The sequence below is a fragment of the Wolbachia endosymbiont (group A) of Opomyza germinationis genome, from assembly GCF_964264765.1.
Classification (GTDB): domain Bacteria; phylum Pseudomonadota; class Alphaproteobacteria; order Rickettsiales; family Anaplasmataceae; genus Wolbachia; species Wolbachia pipientis.
This window is the reverse complement of record NZ_OZ183482.1, coordinates 299,829-316,624: the sequence shown is the minus strand read 5'-3', so window position 1 is coordinate 316,624 and position 16,796 is coordinate 299,829. Positions and strand designations below refer to the sequence as shown.

Here is a 16,796-nt window from a genome sequence, read left to right as displayed (position 1 = left end):
ATAGAAAAAGCTAAAGCAAATTTTCAAGCCTCTGGCTTGGCATCTTGCAGGTTTTCTGCTAATAACATACTTTCATACTGCTCAGCTTCTAAGTCAAGGCCAAGAGCTGAATGGGCTGCTATTAAATGGTTAATAGACTTAGAAAAATATTTAGAATCCTTATAGCTTGCCATATTCTGGAAACGCTTAATTGCTGCTAAATATTCACCACGCCTCAGGTAAAATTTACCGATAGAATACTCTTTTGTTGATATATGTTCTGTGATTAATTTTGCTCTTTCCTTTATCTCGTCTACATATTCGCTGCCTGGAAAGAGATTAATGTACTCAGTGGCTAGCTCTAAAGTTTTATATGCAGTTTGCTGTCCAAGTTGCACTTTATTAATTTGCATGTAATAAGATAATACTCTTAAGTAGTATACATATGGTAAATCTTCACCATTTGAATAAACATATATATAATCAGCCATATCACTTGCAGCACTGCTATAGTTACCCATATTATAGTGAGAGACCCCAGATAATAATTTTGCTTTCATTGCCCAATAAGAAAAAGGATACAAATCCTCTATCTTATGAAATGCCCTAATAGCTTGTTTATATTTTTTCTGGTCAAAAAGTTCAACTGCTTCTTCATATAGTTCAGTTTCAGTTTTTTCAAGATCATCCGCATACGATTGTGTAAAGGAGCAAATTAGGAAAATAAAGCACGTGATTAAAGTCTTATACATAAGATTTTTTTCGATCAAAATAAAGTATAGACCTAAATATTACTTAAATAAATAAATTTCTTAGGCAATAGCCGGTCCTTCTTCTTTATAACTACGGTCAGAACTACCTGCATTTCTTGATTCACCTCGTCCTTCCACTTTTGGATCTTTCAGCGTCTTACTGTAGGAATGTATAGTTAAGACCTGTACAGCCATAAAAATTGCAATACCTACCAAGCCTAAAGTAGGTCCAACAGCAGGATTTAAGGACGATGCTAATGCTATTAACATTATCCTTCTTATTAAAAATACAGAAGAACCAGCAAGCGCCAATCCGGCTACAGATATATTGCTAGTTTTCTTGCTAGATTTCTCATCAAGATCAGACTTTTCTGTTTCCTTTTTCTTATTTTTTTCATGCTTATCAATATAAGAAACAAGAGTTGCAAGAAAAGCAATTGCATTGGCAAGAAATAAAATTGCATCCTCTGCTGCTTCAAGTGAAGATGTTTCACCCATTATCATACCTACAATAACCAGTGCAGTTGTTATAGCCTCAATATAGATCAAACACTGACCTATATCAGAAATATTGTGCTCTTTTTCCTTTACTTCCTCTCCATTTTCAATAATCTCCAACTCTCGTTCTTTTTGTGCTATCTTCCTATTATTGTAAATTAAATATAGCGTACAAATAAGAGATAAGACTGTAAAAGGTAATATAGTGTGGCTTAGCGCGCCACTTATCACGCCAAGTAATACCTGATCGCTATATGTTTTTTCCAGTTCAATCGCCATCAGCAATGTAAATGGGACCATTGTTGCCAATGATGCACATTTTCTATATAGCTCTCTTTTTTTTAGTGCTAATAGTTCTTGTTCTAGCCTTTCTCTTTTGACTTCTTTATCAACTGTTGGCCAAAAATCCCAAAAAAACTCTTCTAATGGTTCAAAATCTCTTTTTTTCTTATTCTTTCCTGGAACCTTTTTAGTAGAAGAAAATTTGCCACTAGGTATTTTCATAATATTAACCTAATTAGTAGTAAGTTAATACAATTATACACCTTTTTGCTTTCTGAGTCAATATCACTAAGATATTAACTACTCTTGTCTATTAACTATTTCCTAGGAGATTTAATCAATCTATTTGATGCCGGCTAGGATATAATTATAGCCTGACCACATAGTTATAATAGCTGCAACCCATAAACAAATCGCACCTGTATATTGAATCATATAATAATCGTTCATTATTAGCGCTACTACAGCAACCATCTGCAAAAATGTTTTAATTTTTCCAGCTTTGCTTACAGGTAGACTAACATTTGTAGCTATCAGAAACTCCCGTAAACCCGAGACTAATATCTCCCGACAGATGATGATAATCGATGGTACTATTGTAAAATCATTTATCTTATGCTTATAAACTAGCATAATTATCGTTGAAACCACTATTAATTTGTCAGCAATTGGATCAAATAGCTTGCCAAACTTTGATTGGACTTTCCACGCACGCGCCAGGTAACCATCAAAAAAATCCGTAATGCACGCAAACACAAAGATTGATATTGTTATCAGGCCTGCATATTTATTTTCTATATAAAAACTTAATATTATTGCTGGTATTGCAAGTGCACGAGAAATTGTAAGCAAATTAGGCACGTTTTTTTTAAGCATGTAATATCATCTTACGTAATAGGTAAACTTATACAGAAGTACAACAGAGTTCACAAGTTAATAGTTTACAATTGAACATTTATAAAAACTCCATATACTTAAAAAATACAAGCTTAAAATATAAGGATGTAATGATGAACGATGATTTAGATAGTACCACAAAACAAGAAGCGCTTAAGTATCACAGCAGAGGTGGTAACCCTGGTAAAATTTCAATCATGCCAACAAAACCTTTATCTACCCAGTATGATTTGTCACTTGCTTATTCCCCTGGTGTTGCAGCTCCGTGCCTTGAAATAGCTAAAAATCCTGAGGTTGTTTATGATTATACAGCAAAAAGCAACTGTGTTGCTGTCATTTCAAATGGCACTGCAGTGCTTGGACTTGGTAATATCGGTCCTCTTGCTGCAAAACCTGTCATGGAAGGCAAAGCTGTTTTATTTAAGCGTTTTGCTGATATTGATGCAGTTGATATAGAAGTTGGTACAGAAAATATAGAAGATTTCATCAATGCAGTAAGGTATCTTGGGCCAAGTTGGGGGGGGATAAATTTAGAAGATATAAGATCTCCCGATTGTTTTATAATAGAGAAACGCCTGAATGAACTGATGGATATTCCAGTGTTCCATGATGACCAGCATGGAACTGCGGTGGTTGTTGCAGCTGGCATAGAAAATGCTCTTGATATTGTTGAAAAGAAATTAGAGGACGTTAAGATCATTATGAATGGTGCTGGAGCAGCCGGTATTGCATGTTTAGAAATACTAAAGTCCATGGGCGCTAAAAATATAGTGCTGTGTGATAAGCAAGGAGTAATATACAAAGGTAGAAACGAGGATATGAATGAGTGGAAGGAAAAGTATGCAATTGATACTTCCGAACGTTCTCTACTTGATACAATAAAAGGCGCTGATGTATTCATCGGACTATCTGCAAAAGATGTGTTAAATGAAGAGATGTTAAAGAGTATGGGCAAAGACCCGATTATTTTTGCTCTTGCCAATCCCGATCCAGAAGTAAGGCCTGAGTTTGCAAAATCTGTGAGGCCAGATGCAATAATTGCAACTGGTAGGTCAGATTACAACAACCAAGTCAACAACGTAATGGGTTTTCCTTATATATTTAGAGGGGCACTTGATGTACATGCAACAACAATAAATGATGAAATGAAAATTGCAGCTGCAGATGCAATAGCAAAGCTTGCCCGTGAGCCAGTACCAGGTGAGATATCTGCAGTCTATGGCGGTCGTAAAATGGGCTATGGACGTGAATATATAATACCTACTCCATTTGACCCAAGATTAATTTCTATAGTAGCTCCTGCTGTTGCAAAAGCCGCAGTTGATTCAGGTGTTGCAAGAAAGGCAATACAAGATTGGAGTAAATATGAAAATCAATTAAAATCTCGTCTTTCTAATGTTCTCAGCACGCTGAATTTACTATCTTCACATATGTAATTTATTGGATAAAGTTAAAAGTGATAAACCAACCCAAACTCTAAGCCATATATGCCAAACCTATTGGTAATGGTTGCAGTTGTTGATTCAACACGTGCAGTTTCATCAACTTTACTTCCTCCACCGGCAGGAATATATCCTTCACCAGCTAGTATCTTTATTCCTGGTACAATATCTTTAAATTGGTTATCAAGGATACCAAAATAGCGTAAACCAGCAAATGCTTGAGTTTGTGCTGTAAGTTGGTGATTGATACCAAGTTTTGCTTGGTAAGCCAAGGCATATCTGGTTTTTCCTAGAAATTTAACCCTAGTTACACCTGCACCAATACCAACATATGGGGTGAATGGCATTTTTGCTATATTAAAATCACGATATACATTGACCATTCCAGCTAAGTTATTAAAACCTTCATTTTTCATCTTAAATGCAGCTCTGAACTCTGCTTCAACACTACAATTTTCTTGAATGTGAATATCAACCTTTCCACTTCTCCAAGGTGAATTGCATTCCGCTCCAGTAGACGCATCATTGTGACGACGAAGTTCAATATATCTTGCTTTTTTCTTATCTGAATAATCTTCATCATATAAGTTAGTCTGAGAATATAAGCCTTCAAACTCAACTCTCATATTTTTGAATAAATACCCTATTGCAGCACTACCGGCAAACCCTGGAACATATTTAGGACTGTATCCAGCTTCAATTCGCTCCTTCTTATTAAAACTAAAAACCCCCTCTGTTATATTGTCACCTGCATCTTCTTTTCCTTCTAGAGAACCTATTGCATTGAAGAATGCTCCAAAATAGTTAGCTTTGATGTAAACATTCTCTAAGTTATTTATTTTATCATCGTAAGATAAGCACCTAAATGAAAAAGTTAGCAAAACCAATAGATATGTGAATTTAAATCTTTCGCCCACCACAAAGCCTCCCTGCATAATTTGTCATTCCATTATTATAGTATGCTTCTATTTTTTATGATAGCAACTTTTTATTGCGCTCAATCGTTTTAGATTTATAATGAAAGTATTGTAATTTAAAGCAAATCAATGACTATTGCAATTCACGAATTAGAGAGGATCATCAAACAATCGTTCCCCGACGCTGATATAAAGATTCATGATCTTGCTGGAGATGATGACCATTATCATTTAAAAATAAACTCCAAGTGTTTTCTTGGAAAGACAAAAATAGAACAGCATAAAATGGTATATAAAGCTCTGGAAGGTCAGTCTATACACGCCTTGCAACTGGAAACTAATACTTAAAAATAAGGTGAATTTATGAGCAATTTTGAACAAATAAAAAAAGATATAACAGAAAATGATGTGGTATTGTATATGAAAGGCACTTCTGATTTTCCTCAATGCGGATTCTCTGGACTCGTCGTGTCAATCCTAAAAAAATTGAACGTGAAGTTTAAGTATATTAACGTGTTGGAGAATGATGAAATACGTGAATCTATAAAAAAGTTTTCTGATTGGCCAACAATTCCACAATTATATATAAAGGAAGAGTTTATTGGTGGTTGCGACATCACTCGCGAGATGTACGAAAAAGGCGAACTGCAAAGTTTATTGAAGGAAAAAAAAATTATTGCGGAATAAGTACCAAGAAACCAGTGCCCAGACGCTGGATAACGTAGTATAGCTATGAAAAAGGATCTTATGTCTTAAACCGTATCCGTTCAGGGGAGCGGCAAAATAAGGTAGACAAAGCAAGATAATAATGTTGATGTTAACACTATTGTCAAGTTTACTGGCCTTTCTATTAGTGAGATTGAAGAATTAAGTGTGAGCGGTTACAAATAATTTACCATTTCTTCTGGTTTCACTATCCTTTCAAACTCTTCCTCAGTGAGCAGTTGAAGTTTTGCTGCTGCTTCTTTTAGAGTGATATTTTCTTTATAAGCAAGCTTCGCTATTTTTGCTGCATTGTCGTACCCTATATGCGTATTTAATATAGTGACCAACATCAACGACTGATTCAGTAAATCTTTTATCCTCTCTTCATTTGCTTTAATACCAACTACACATTTTTCTGTAAAATTTAAACTTGCGTCAGCTAAAAGTCTTATAGACTGCAAAACATTGTAAATTATCACTGGCTTAAACACATTCAATTCAAAATGACCGTTTGAACCACTAATGGTTACAGCAACATGATTTCCCATAACTTGAGTGCATACCATAGTCACCGCTTCACACTGAGTTGGATTCACTTTACCTGGCATAATTGAAGAACCAGGCTCATTTTCCGGTAACATTATTTCCCCAATTCCGCATCTTGGACCAGAACCAAGCAACCTTATATCATTTGCAATTTTCATTAAACTGACTGCTACTGTATTGAGTGTTCCACTGAGCTCAACTAAAGCATCATTTGCTGCTAGCGCTTCAAATTTATTGCCTGCTGAAGTAAATGGAAGGTTAGTAATTCCTGCAACTTGCTTTGCAAAATCTTCAGCAAAACCCTTTTTAGTATTGAGTCCCGTGCCAACCGCAGTGCCACCTTGTGCAAGCTCGTATATACCACTTAAAGTTGATTTTACTCTCTCTATCCCCTTTTTAATCTGGGCTGCATAGCCAGAAAACTCCTGTCCTAGTGTTAGGGGCGTTGCATCTTGCAGATGAGTACGTCCTACTTTTATTATATCTTTAAATTCCTGAACCTTATTATCCAGCACCTTATGCAATTTTTCAAGATTTGGAATAAGCAAGCAGTTTATTTGCTCTGCTGCTGCTATATGCATTGCTGTTGGAAAGGTGTCATTTGACGACTGACCATAATTCACATGATCATTTGGATGTATTGGAGATTTACTACCCAAATTACCACCTAAAATCTCTATTGCACGATTGCTGATCACTTCATTCATATTCATATTAGTCTGCGTTCCGGATCCGGTTTGCCAAACAACAAGCGGAAATTCATTATTAAATTTGCCATCTATTACTTCCCTCGCGGCTGTGCAAATTGCGTCCCCTACCCTATCATCTATAACACCATGTTTCATATTAACACGCGCTGCTGCAAGTTTTACTATTGCTAATGCTTTAATCAGAGGCTCTGGCATTTTTTCTGTGCCAATCTTAAAATTTTCTAAAGAACGCTGAGTCTGTGCTCCCCAGTAATGTTCACTTGGTACTTTTACTTCCCCTAAGCTGTCTGATTCTATTCTCGTCTTTCTATCCATATTTTCCTCCTGGTGTTATGCAAACTGGTTCACTACATAATTTTTTCATGCCTACTTCTTTGTTAATTAAATCATACTAGATCCAAGTAGTCAAGTGTACGAACATTGCAATTTTCAGTTAACTTGCATGGTAGATGCAAGTAGCTGACACTGATTCACTTTATGATGGTGTCATTCCAGTCTGGAATCCAGCCTTTTCATAATCATCAAAACGTTGTATTTTAACATAAAACGGCTACTTTTATGCTTACCAACTTAATAAAATTCCTGGATCCCAGTGTCTGGGCACTGGGATGACACCCTTCTGGTGGACTCAAATCACGATGTTTGCACAGCTGTACGCTTAGTTCTGGTTGCACGCTACCATTCTTGTACATCCATAAATAGAAAATTTACGCTTTAAAAGGATCATATACATCGATTTCCTTAGAATTACTCTTTTTCAATTTTTCACTTAATAATCTTAAAATAGGCTGTAAATCACCATTAATTGATAAGCACAGCACTTCTTTATTGAGATAATTAGCTAGGTGATTCTTCTTTTCCAGAATTTCTGCTTCCCTCAATAAGTCGCATTTGTTTAATACTACAATCTCTTCTTTTTCAACAAGATCACTATTGTAAAGTTCCAATTCATTATGGATACAACTATAAGCCGAAACAACGTCATCGTGAGTTACATCGATTAAATGAAGTAAAATTTGACACCTTTCTATGTGCTTTAAAAATTTATGCCCGAGCCCAACTCCAAGGTGAGCATCAGTAATTATTCCAGGAATATCTGCTATTACAACTTCGCTATCATCCACTTTTACCATGCCTAAATGAGGTCTTACGGTGGTAAATGGATAATCGCCTACTTTTGTATCGGAATTTGAGCAGCGAGTCAAAAATTTTGATTTACCTGCGTTTGGCATGCCAATAATTCCAACATCTGATAAAACTTTTAGTTTTAATAATACATGTTTTTCTTCGCCAGGCTGACCGTAAGTAAAATGTCTTGGTGCCTTATTAGTAGAAGATTTAAAATTAGTATTTCCAAGTCCACCTTTTCCACCCTGTGCTACTTGAAATTCCATACCAGGCTTGTCAAGGTCTACTATTATCTCTTCACTTTCTTCATCAATTATTTGTGCACCGACTGGAACTTTAAGTATAACGTCTTTCCCTGCTGTGCCAGATCTATCCCTGCCTGCACCATTTTTTCCACTATCTGCTTTAATGTGTCTTCTATAACGAAAATGAAGCAAAGTGTTGAGATTAGCGTCGCTGATGAAAACTATGTTTCCACCCTTTCCTCCATTACCACCATTTGGACCACCAAATTCAACGAACTTTTCTCGACGAAAACTTGCACAGCCATCACCACCGTCACCAGCTTTTAAACACAATTTTACTTCGTCTATAAAACCCATGCTAACCCACGATAATATTTAGCATCCTTTCCTAATGCGCTTTCTATTCTGATTAGCTCGTTATACTTCGCGAGTCTATCAGAACGCGATAGCGACCCGGTTTTTATTTGCCCGCAATTTGACGCAACTGCTATATGAGATATTGTTGTGTCTTCTGTTTCACCTGAGCGATGAGAAACAACAGCTTTATAGCCATTTGATTTTGCCATTTCAATAGCAGCAAAAGTTTCTGTTAACGTCCCTATTTGATTTGGCTTGATCAGTACAGCATTTGCCATTTTTTCCTCTATTCCTTTGCATATCAGTTCACAATTTGTAACAAACAAATCATCCCCAACCAATTGAATTTTACTCCCCAATTTTGCAGTAAGTAATTTCCAACCTTCATAGTCGTCTTCACTCATTGCATCTTCTATAGAAATTATTGGATATCTTTCCACAAGATTACAATAATATTCAGTCAACTCTTCTGAAGTAAGATCTCTGTGTTCAAATTTGTAAATTCCATCTTCATAAAAAGTAGATGAAGCAACATCAAGGCCTAGTGCAAAATCACTTTGCGCTGAATAACCTGCTGATTCTATAGCGTATATGATCAAATCAAGTGCTTCTTCAGTACTTTCAATATTTGGTGCAAAACCACCTTCATCCCCTACATTTGTGCTATAACCTTTTTTCTTAAGAATGCTACGTAAGTTGTGGAATACCTCCGCAGATATTCTAATCGCTTCGCTGAAAGTCTCAGCACCGACCGGAAGAATCATGAATTCTTGGAAATCGAGCTTATTGTCTGCATGTACTCCACCATTAATTATGTTAATGAGTGGAACCGGCATAACACTCGTCTGCTTTCCTCCCAAATATCTATATAGCGGCATTTTGAAACTGTTTGCTGCTGCTTTTGCAACTGCAAGAGACACACCCAAAGTTGCATTTGCTCCAAGTTTTGATTTGTTTTTTGTTCCATCCAGTTCAATTAATGCTTTATCAATTGCATTTTGGTCCGCTGCATTCATTCCAATGATTTCATCTGCTATTATCCCATTTACAGCTTGAACAGCTTTCAGCACTCCCTTACCACAATACCTTTTCTCATCTTGGTCCCTGAGTTCCAAGGCTTCTAATTTACCGGTTGAAGCTCCAGAAGGTACAGATGCCCTGCCTATTGCACCATCACAGAGCTCAATTTCTACCTCAATAGTGGGGTAACCCCTGCTATCTAAAATTTCTCTTGCAAATACGTTATTGATTATCTTATTCATTACATTAAACCTTAACTTCCGCAATAAGTGCTGCAGTTTCCTTTGCCAATTTAGCTATATTACTACCAGCACCAATAAATAATACTATATCACTTGGACTTGTCGAATCACTAATAAAATGTGAAATGAGCAAAGCATCATTCATAATTTTTGTGTTATTAAATCCATTACTGATTAAAGCTTTTTGTATATCATCAATCCCACAACCAGGAATAGGCTTGTCTTCTGGGGGATGAACAGGAGTGAGGATGACATAATCAAACATCATGAAAATGCGTATGAATTCATCAAAAAAATTACGAATGCGGGCAAAACGAAGTGGTTCGATAATTCCTATTACTTTTCCTTTAGTAATCGAACGTGCAGCCGTTAAAGTTGCATATATTTCATTTGGATGATGGGCATAATCCTCAATTAACTTAACACCTTTAATATCGGCAATCAAAGAGAATCTTCTTGCTACTCCTTGAAATTCCAAAAGGCCTTTTTTAATATCTGCATCGCTAATTCCGAGCTTTATCGCAACTGATATTGCAGCTAGGGCGTTGCTTACTTTGTGAATTCCAATTGCATTTGATAGTACTATGTTTTTTAAAGGGCTGGATCCCAGTGTCACGCACTGGGATGACATCTCTGTACACTTTCCTTTTGTCATTCCAGCACGTAATGCTGGAATCCAGTTGTTCAACACATCAAATTCTATGCTGTTAGCATGCTGTTTAATGTTGCTGGCTCTTATGCTACCATTCTCAAACCCAAACGTTATAGAATTACCCGCATCATAATCGATGTCTACAGAATCAGGTAAAACTGCAGAACCTGCATTATTCACGAATTGGGAAAATGCATTTTTGATATTATCAAATGTGCCGTAATAATCTATGTGGTCATTGTTGATACTTGTTATGACAGCAATCTTTGCAGGGATTTTTAGCATAGTTCCATCAGACTCATCAGCCTCGATCAGAAAAGTGTCACTCCCTCCAAGTTTGAAGTTGCTCTTATAGGAATTTAATATCCCTCCTACAGTTACAGTCGCATCAATGCCAGAATGATCAAAAATGGAAGCAATCATAGCGGTTGTTGTTGTCTTTCCGCTTGAACCTGAAACCGCTATCACATATTTACCTTTCATAATTTCAGCAAGTATGTCTGATCTATGCAAAACGGTTTTATTGTTATTTTTTGCCGCAATTAACTCCACATTATCAGATTCTATTGCAGAAGAATGTACAACTATTTGAGCTTGGCTTATATTATTAGCATTGTGACCAATAAAAACCTCTATACCTAGCTTTTGTAACTTATTTATATTGTCGTTTGATTGTGCATCACTGCCTTGAACTTTGCAATTGGAATTGTGAAGAATTTCAGCAATGGCACTCATTCCGATTCCACCTATACCAATAATATGTATTATTCCTTTTTGAGTTTTGTTAATATTTAGCAGTAGATGTTTACTCATTACTAAATTTATTATAGTATAATTTAAAATCCTCATAGTATCGAACCCTCTTACCGAATACAATGATAAAAAACCTAACCTTTCTATGTCTAATATTTGTTTTGATAAGTAGCTGCAGTTTTAGCAACAGGTTTAACTGCACTGCAGGTCATTATAAAATTGGCAGCAGCTACACAATAAATGGTATAACTTATTATCCAAAAAACTGTAAACACTATGAAGAGATAGGGATAGCATCGTGGTATGGAATAGAAGATCATGGCACACTTACAGCAAATGGTGAAGCGTTTAACCGTCACTTGATCTCTGCAGCGCATAAGACTTTGCCCTTACCCTGCTTTGTTCTTGTCACTAATTTAGAAAACGGAAGAAAGCTTGTTACAAGGGTTAACGATAGAGGGCCTTTTATTGAAGGCAGAATAATAGACTTATCAGAAAAAGCAGCTCAAGTCTTAGGATTTCATAAATCTGGGCTTGCAAAAGTAAAAGTTCAATACCTAAGAAAGATGTCAGAACAATTGATACAAAACACTCCTCATTACAGAAAGCAATATGAAAAAGAAATGCAGAAACGTCATCCGAAACAAGACAGTGCAGAAAGTAAGGGATATGTTGCATTTTTTAAAAGTGCTCAGGCTGCTAAATCAGCTGCATCAAAGCTTCGCAATCAAGGAATAAAAAATGTTAGATTGCTTTTTAAGAACGATCAATATTGCGTGAAAGTGAGTTATAGGTAGTGGTGAGTGCAGAATTTGAAAGATTTGGTTAATGTAAGGAACGCTGGCTAACTATTGTAAGTTAAAAATGTGATATAAAAAAGATATCAACAATTTATAGCTATACCACCGCGATATCTCTTAGCCGCTAACACGTAGCGGAATGACGAGCTTATCGTCACGCCACCGCTAACCGTCATACCGCGATTTATTCGCGGTATCTCAGCCGCTAACAAGTAGCGAAATGACAGCAATCCTACGTCATGCCGCCGCTAACCGTCATACCGCGATTCATTCGCGGTATCTCAGCCGCTAACAAGTAGCGGGATGACGAGCTTATCGTCATGCCACCGCGAACCGTCATACCGCGATTCATTCGCGGTATCTCAGCCGCTAACAAGTAGCAGAATGACAGCAATCCTACGTCATACCGTCACGGTATCTCTAGATCCCGCTAACAAGTAGCGGGATACTTGACCTTTACAGGAATGACAGTTGTCGTTTAGCTATAAATGTTAAGAAATTTACCAAATAAAAAAAAAGGCAAAGAAACCCTAGGGTAGCTAGTATTCAAATTCTCCCTTGTCTATTTGACGTCTTTTACTGTCTTAAACACTTTATAAGCGCGTTTCGGCTTGTATAGGTAGAAACCTAAAAGTTTTATAAAGACATGAGGTGCACATAGTGCAAAAAATTAAGCATGATTTACGCCAAATACATTAAGTTTTTTGTCATTAATCCACTGCAGAGATTGCGAAGATAAATAAATAGCTTCAGTTTCATGATAAGAGGGCTGGCGGAGTTTGTCAAGTAAGTTTTTCGTTTCATCCAATGCGCTGCCAAAAGTTTGTTATGCAAGAATGCACTAGCCATTTCTCACAGATTCATTTAAACTTAATCAAGTAGGAGTATTATTAACGCGAAAAGAGTTTAATTAGAGATTTAAGTGATATGGCGCGTGAGGAAGATATAAACCAATTAGTAGAAAATGGATTTGATATTAACTCAAAAGATGCAAGTGGAATCACTCTCTTGCATAAGTTCACAAAAGAAGGCGATTTAGTTGGAGTAAAGTCATTACTAGAGCACGAAGCTGATTTCAATGTCGTAGACAACGAAAATAGAAACCCTCTGCATTACGCCATTATGCATGGACACAAGAAAGTTGCTAAACTTTTTGTTAACCAACTGACAATTAATTCCAAGGATAAAAATGGATTCACTCCACTGCACCTTGCTGCACTACAAGATGACACGGAATTAATAGATTTTTTGATAACAAAAGGCGCAAAAATTAATGAAAAAGATGCCAAAGAGGGCTATACTCCTCTTCATATAGCTTCACTATACGGTTCTAAAAAAAGCGTCCAAATTTTAATTGATAGCGGAGCAAATCTCGAATGTGAAGATAACAATTTTCGTACTCCTTTGTTTTTAACCATTTATCAATGCACCGCACATTATGACAGCAGAGCAGAAATTATAGAATATCTGATAAAGAAAGGTGCAAATATAGAAGCCAAAGATGCAGAAAATAACACTACGCTTTTCCTAGCAGCGTATAACAACAAAATGCAAATAGTAAAACTTATTGCAAAAAAACAGCAAGCAAGTAACGATAAAATTAAACTTAAAGAGTTTTTTTGCACAAAAAACAACCATGGTTTTGATGCGTTAGATTGCGCTATTGAGCATAATAATAGAAAAATGGTAACATTTCTTGTTTCAAAGGGAATAGAAGCAAACGATCAAGATTTTAATGGTAACGCTAGGCTGCATAAAGCTAGCCATAATGGTAACACTAAAACAGTTAAGCTCTTATTGAAGCTTAAGGTAAACGTTAATGCTGTTACTAAATGTAACAGAACTCCCTTGCTACTCGCAGTTAAAAAAGGCCATACACAAATTGTGAAAATGTTATTGGAAGTTAGAGCCAATATGAACATTTGTGAGCAACAAGGTTTTGCACCTCTACATCTTGCTGTTCAAAAGGATTATTTTGATATAGCTCAGTTGTTAACAGAAAAAGGTGCAGACCTTAACATTAAGTGCAATAACGGTCATACCGCAATAGATATGTTCATTAGCAAGGCTCATAGCAAAAAAAACATCGAAGAAAATTACAAAAAATTTTGTAGATTTTTGATGCTTTATCTGAAAGAGCTACATAGTAAACACAAAGCCTGTTGTATACTTTCAACCCTAGCTCTAAGCTTAACAATTATAGGCTTACCATTTATTTTCAAGCCTATTATTAAATACAGAGAAAGAAGTACAATATATAAAAAAATTAGGGCTATGCTGGTCTACATTTAAGTACAAGAAGAGTATACAAAAAATACATAGCCAAAGCTAATACACGACAATTATCTGCTCGATGAAAATGAGATTAAATACATTTTTAATATTTTTATAGAAATCTATTAGTATAGATTTTGTATGCTGTTCTAATGGCTATTTTTAAATGCTTAATACTCCTCTTCATTATTTCTTGCACACATCTACCTACCAAGCAATATCCTATTAACATAGACAATTATAAGCACGATTATCCGTTGCAACAATATAACACCTCTTTGGAGATTAATGAACCGGCAATACCAGAAATTATGCCTTTACCAATAGAGTTTCCCGATCTCACAATCAGTAATCAGCTTATTTCTATTAATGTTAGTGAAGAAGTATCAGTAAAGGATTTGCTGATTGAGATAGGAAAACTTTCTGACGTTAACTTGGATATGGACCCAAAAATATCAGGTAATATTATTTTAAAGCTAAAAGATAAGGATATAAACGAAGTAATTCAGAGTATAGCAAATAGCGCCAAACTGCGTTACTCAACAAGTAATGGTGTAATTAGAATTGAGCAGGACTTGCCATACGCACAAAATTATTACGTAGACTTCATCAATATTCAACATTCTGCTCAAAGCAGTTTCGTCATTAATAACAATATTACTAACAGTGATGGAAGTAACGTTGATAGGGACTATAACAATGTTATGAAGTCTCAATACAGTAGTGACTTATGGAATTCATTAGAAAAAGGCTTGAATGCAATAATGGATGTTAACGGGGTGGATGATGGCGAATTCCTTTCATCCAACAGAGAAGCTGGTGTTATTATTTTGAATGCTAGAAAAGATATCCACAAAGCTGTTGAAGAATATATTAATAAGGTTAAGAAGTTAGCGTCTTCTCAAGTAATGATAGAGGCAAAAATAGTTGAAGTTGTGCTAGATGACAAATACCTTTCTGGTATGAACTTAAATGACTTACAAGATGGAACTAAGTCTATAATAAATCAAGATAACTCCATTATTAACCTAGCAATGAACTTTGGTGCAAATGATCTAGGAGATTTAGTAAAAAATTTAGACAAATTTGGCACTTCAACTGTAATTTCAAGCCCCAGAGTACATGCTATAAATAATCAGCAAGCGATGATTTCATTTACTAAAAACCATATTTATTTTACCTCCGATATACAAAAAGATACTAGAAACTCTAATCAGACCTTAATTACCAAGATGAATAGCGTCCCAATAGGTGTTGTGCTAATAATCCACCCAAGCATTAACATTGATACTAGTGAAATATTCATGGATATACATCCAACTTTATCAAGAATTAACGGCTACACTAAAGATCCAGATATAGAGTACGTCGCACAGCAGAGTAAAATGAAATTAAATAGCGACATTCCAATTGTTGAAATCAGAGAAATGAACTCTATGTTAAAAATTAAGAGCGGTGAAATTATGGTAATCGGCGGGCTTATAGAACATAGAGAAGATAAGCAAAGCTTATTGCATCAGAAATCAAAAAGGCTAGCGAATAATATTAGAACAGTAGAAACTGTCATTTTTTTAAAAGCAACAATCGTACCAACATTTGGTTTGTTAGATAGAAAAGATAAGAATTTATATATATATTAAATTATCACTAAAAATTAAATATCAAACCAACTTCAATATTGTGAGTAGATATGTCATCTGCAACAGGTATCGGAACGCTAAAGTAACGATAGCCGAGAAAGGTTTTGATTTCTGGGATTATTGAATAATCAACACCAAGTTTTATTTGATAAGCAAACCAAGGAACATTCAGTGGCATTGAATTTTGGGGTGACCCATTAATCCTTTTTAATCTAAAAACTGTTGGTCCTATACCAAGACCGATGTACGGAGCAAATTGTGTATCCTGAACGCTGGGATTATAATAGAAGTTTAACAAAAACGCAAATATACTTGCTGATTTATCAAATACCGGAGGAGAATTACTATCTTCAATATTGGCTATAGAATACGCGGCTTCAAAATCAATTTTACCATTTTCTCCAGCATAGTAACCTAAAGACATGCTGCTAAACCACTGGAAATCAATTTTACCATCAAATTGCTGTATACTTTTAATTTCATCTGCCACTATATTTTTTATTATAAAACCATAATGACTTTCAACTAAAGTTAGGACTCTTTTTCCTATTTCTTGTATACCCTTTACAAATATTTCTGAATTATCATGGTATACCTTACCACCGTTAGCGCTAACATAAAAATCAAGTTTTTTTGATTTTTCTTTCGTAGGCTCAGCTTGATCTGCAATACGTGACCACATATTTTTCTGATCAGCTACTTGGAAAACAGAAGGTGGACTACTTTCAAGTTCTTGATATTTTATTGGTATTTCTTTTGCAGTAACCTCCTCAGAACGTATCACACTTTTATTATTGTCTGTTTCTAATTTTAAGGGTTGTACTTGCTCAATGTGTGTATCATTACTAATATAAGTAATAAAAAAATAGACACATGAAATGAAAATCAAAAATAAAGTAATAGATATTCTAGTTATCATAAATGAATTCACAATTATCATTTACAGTATAATTACTA

At 35.5% G+C, this 16,796-nt stretch carries 15 protein-coding genes; 6 read left to right on the top strand and 9 right to left on the bottom strand.

Annotated elements, in window-relative coordinates; translation table 11 throughout:
- Positions 1 to 23: 23 nt before the first annotated feature.
- From ACFEL3_RS01575 to pgsA, 3 genes are all read right to left on the bottom strand, one after another.
- On the bottom strand, positions 24 to 731 hold the full coding sequence (locus ACFEL3_RS01575; RefSeq protein WP_010962627.1) for an outer membrane protein assembly factor BamD: 708 nt from the start codon (positions 729 to 731) through the stop codon (positions 24 to 26).
- Between the two features lie 60 nt (positions 732 to 791).
- Entirely contained in the window at positions 792 to 1,733 is a 942-nt protein-coding gene (locus tag ACFEL3_RS01570) for a hypothetical protein (RefSeq protein ID WP_010962628.1), read from the bottom strand.
- A gap of 120 nt (positions 1,734 to 1,853) precedes the next feature.
- Complete coding sequence (gene pgsA / locus ACFEL3_RS01565) at positions 1,854 to 2,387, bottom strand: CDP-diacylglycerol--glycerol-3-phosphate 3-phosphatidyltransferase (protein WP_010962629.1); 534 nt, start codon at positions 2,385 to 2,387, stop codon at positions 1,854 to 1,856.
- A 134-nt stretch (positions 2,388 to 2,521) separates the two neighbouring features.
- Between pgsA and ACFEL3_RS01560 the strand changes: the two genes are divergently transcribed.
- Positions 2,522 to 3,844, top strand: coding sequence for a malic enzyme-like NAD(P)-binding protein (locus ACFEL3_RS01560; protein WP_077188090.1), 1,323 nt, complete (start codon positions 2,522 to 2,524; stop codon positions 3,842 to 3,844).
- Positions 3,845 to 3,858: 14 nt separating this feature from the next.
- Here ACFEL3_RS01560 and ACFEL3_RS01555 read toward each other — a convergent pair whose 3' ends face one another.
- The gene (locus ACFEL3_RS01555; RefSeq protein WP_010962631.1) at positions 3,859 to 4,785 is read right to left on the bottom strand and encodes a P44/Msp2 family outer membrane protein; all 927 of its coding nucleotides are present in this window, start codon (positions 4,783 to 4,785) and stop codon (positions 3,859 to 3,861) included.
- 111 nt (positions 4,786 to 4,896) lie between these two features.
- Between ACFEL3_RS01555 and ACFEL3_RS01550 the strand changes: the two genes are divergently transcribed.
- Both ACFEL3_RS01550 and grxD read left to right on the top strand, forming a co-directional pair.
- On the top strand, positions 4,897 to 5,115 hold the full coding sequence (locus ACFEL3_RS01550) for a BolA/IbaG family iron-sulfur metabolism protein (protein ID WP_006280012.1): 219 nt from the start codon (positions 4,897 to 4,899) through the stop codon (positions 5,113 to 5,115).
- A 15-nt stretch (positions 5,116 to 5,130) separates the two neighbouring features.
- A complete protein-coding gene (grxD, locus tag ACFEL3_RS01545; RefSeq protein ID WP_006280013.1) occupies positions 5,131 to 5,454 on the top strand; it encodes a Grx4 family monothiol glutaredoxin in 324 nt (107 codons plus the stop codon).
- A gap of 194 nt (positions 5,455 to 5,648) precedes the next feature.
- Here grxD and fumC read toward each other — a convergent pair whose 3' ends face one another.
- From fumC to murC, 4 genes are all read right to left on the bottom strand, one after another.
- On the bottom strand, positions 5,649 to 7,043 hold the full coding sequence (gene fumC, locus ACFEL3_RS01540) for a class II fumarate hydratase (RefSeq protein ID WP_010962632.1): 1,395 nt from the start codon (positions 7,041 to 7,043) through the stop codon (positions 5,649 to 5,651).
- A gap of 392 nt (positions 7,044 to 7,435) precedes the next feature.
- On the bottom strand, positions 7,436 to 8,458 hold the full coding sequence (gene cgtA, locus ACFEL3_RS01535) for an Obg family GTPase CgtA (protein WP_006280016.1): 1,023 nt from the start codon (positions 8,456 to 8,458) through the stop codon (positions 7,436 to 7,438).
- On the bottom strand, positions 8,446 to 9,720 hold the full coding sequence (gene eno, locus ACFEL3_RS01530; protein ID WP_010082238.1) for a phosphopyruvate hydratase: 1,275 nt from the start codon (positions 9,718 to 9,720) through the stop codon (positions 8,446 to 8,448). Before eno ends, cgtA begins: the two co-directional genes overlap by 13 nt.
- Before the next feature lie 4 nt (positions 9,721 to 9,724).
- Positions 9,725 to 11,221, bottom strand: coding sequence for a UDP-N-acetylmuramate--L-alanine ligase (murC, locus tag ACFEL3_RS01525; RefSeq protein WP_038250394.1), 1,497 nt, complete (start codon positions 11,219 to 11,221; stop codon positions 9,725 to 9,727).
- 26 nt (positions 11,222 to 11,247) lie between these two features.
- Here murC and ACFEL3_RS01520 point away from each other — a divergent pair, with 26 nt between their 5' ends.
- The 3 genes from ACFEL3_RS01520 to ACFEL3_RS01510 all read left to right on the top strand — a co-directional run bounded on the left by ACFEL3_RS01520 (position 11,248) and on the right by ACFEL3_RS01510 (position 15,839).
- Positions 11,248 to 11,922, top strand: a complete 675-nt coding sequence (locus ACFEL3_RS01520; RefSeq protein ID WP_010082236.1) for a septal ring lytic transglycosylase RlpA family protein — start codon at positions 11,248 to 11,250, stop codon at positions 11,920 to 11,922.
- Positions 11,923 to 12,852: 930 nt separating this feature from the next.
- Positions 12,853 to 14,217 (top strand): ankyrin repeat domain-containing protein, encoded by a 1,365-nt coding sequence (locus ACFEL3_RS01515; protein ID WP_012673105.1) that lies wholly within the window; start codon positions 12,853 to 12,855, stop codon positions 14,215 to 14,217.
- 134 nt (positions 14,218 to 14,351) lie between these two features.
- Entirely contained in the window at positions 14,352 to 15,839 is a 1,488-nt protein-coding gene (locus ACFEL3_RS01510; RefSeq protein WP_015588942.1) for a type II secretion system protein GspD, read from the top strand.
- 7 nt (positions 15,840 to 15,846) lie between these two features.
- Here the strand turns inward: ACFEL3_RS01510 and ACFEL3_RS01505 are convergent, their stop codons facing one another.
- Positions 15,847 to 16,758, bottom strand: coding sequence for an outer membrane protein (locus ACFEL3_RS01505; RefSeq protein WP_070357048.1), 912 nt, complete (start codon positions 16,756 to 16,758; stop codon positions 15,847 to 15,849).
- Positions 16,759 to 16,796: the final 38 nt, after the last annotated feature.

Coding starts and splice junctions, on each gene's coding strand:
- ACFEL3_RS01520 (WP_010082236.1), top strand. CDS start 11,248: ATGATAAAAAACCTAACCTTTCTATGTCTAATATTTGTTTTGATAAGT.
- grxD (WP_006280013.1), top strand. CDS start 5,131: ATGAGCAATTTTGAACAAATAAAAAAAGATATAACAGAAAATGATGTG.
- ACFEL3_RS01570 (WP_010962628.1), bottom strand. CDS start 1,733: ATGAAAATACCTAGTGGCAAATTTTCTTCTACTAAAAAGGTTCCAGGA.
- ACFEL3_RS01555 (WP_010962631.1), bottom strand. CDS start 4,785: ATGCAGGGAGGCTTTGTGGTGGGCGAAAGATTTAAATTCACATATCTA.
- ACFEL3_RS01550 (WP_006280012.1), top strand. CDS start 4,897: ATGACTATTGCAATTCACGAATTAGAGAGGATCATCAAACAATCGTTC.
- ACFEL3_RS01510 (WP_015588942.1), top strand. CDS start 14,352: ATGGCTATTTTTAAATGCTTAATACTCCTCTTCATTATTTCTTGCACA.
- ACFEL3_RS01505 (WP_070357048.1), bottom strand. CDS start 16,758: ATGATAACTAGAATATCTATTACTTTATTTTTGATTTTCATTTCATGT.
- ACFEL3_RS01515 (WP_012673105.1), top strand. CDS start 12,853: ATGGCGCGTGAGGAAGATATAAACCAATTAGTAGAAAATGGATTTGAT.
- fumC (WP_010962632.1), bottom strand. CDS start 7,043: ATGGATAGAAAGACGAGAATAGAATCAGACAGCTTAGGGGAAGTAAAA.
- ACFEL3_RS01560 (WP_077188090.1), top strand. CDS start 2,522: ATGAACGATGATTTAGATAGTACCACAAAACAAGAAGCGCTTAAGTAT.
- pgsA (WP_010962629.1), bottom strand. CDS start 2,387: ATGCTTAAAAAAAACGTGCCTAATTTGCTTACAATTTCTCGTGCACTT.
- cgtA (WP_006280016.1), bottom strand. CDS start 8,458: ATGGGTTTTATAGACGAAGTAAAATTGTGTTTAAAAGCTGGTGACGGT.
- eno (WP_010082238.1), bottom strand. CDS start 9,720: ATGAATAAGATAATCAATAACGTATTTGCAAGAGAAATTTTAGATAGC.
- ACFEL3_RS01575 (WP_010962627.1), bottom strand. CDS start 731: ATGTATAAGACTTTAATCACGTGCTTTATTTTCCTAATTTGCTCCTTT.
- murC (WP_038250394.1), bottom strand. CDS start 11,221: ATGAGGATTTTAAATTATACTATAATAAATTTAGTAATGAGTAAACAT.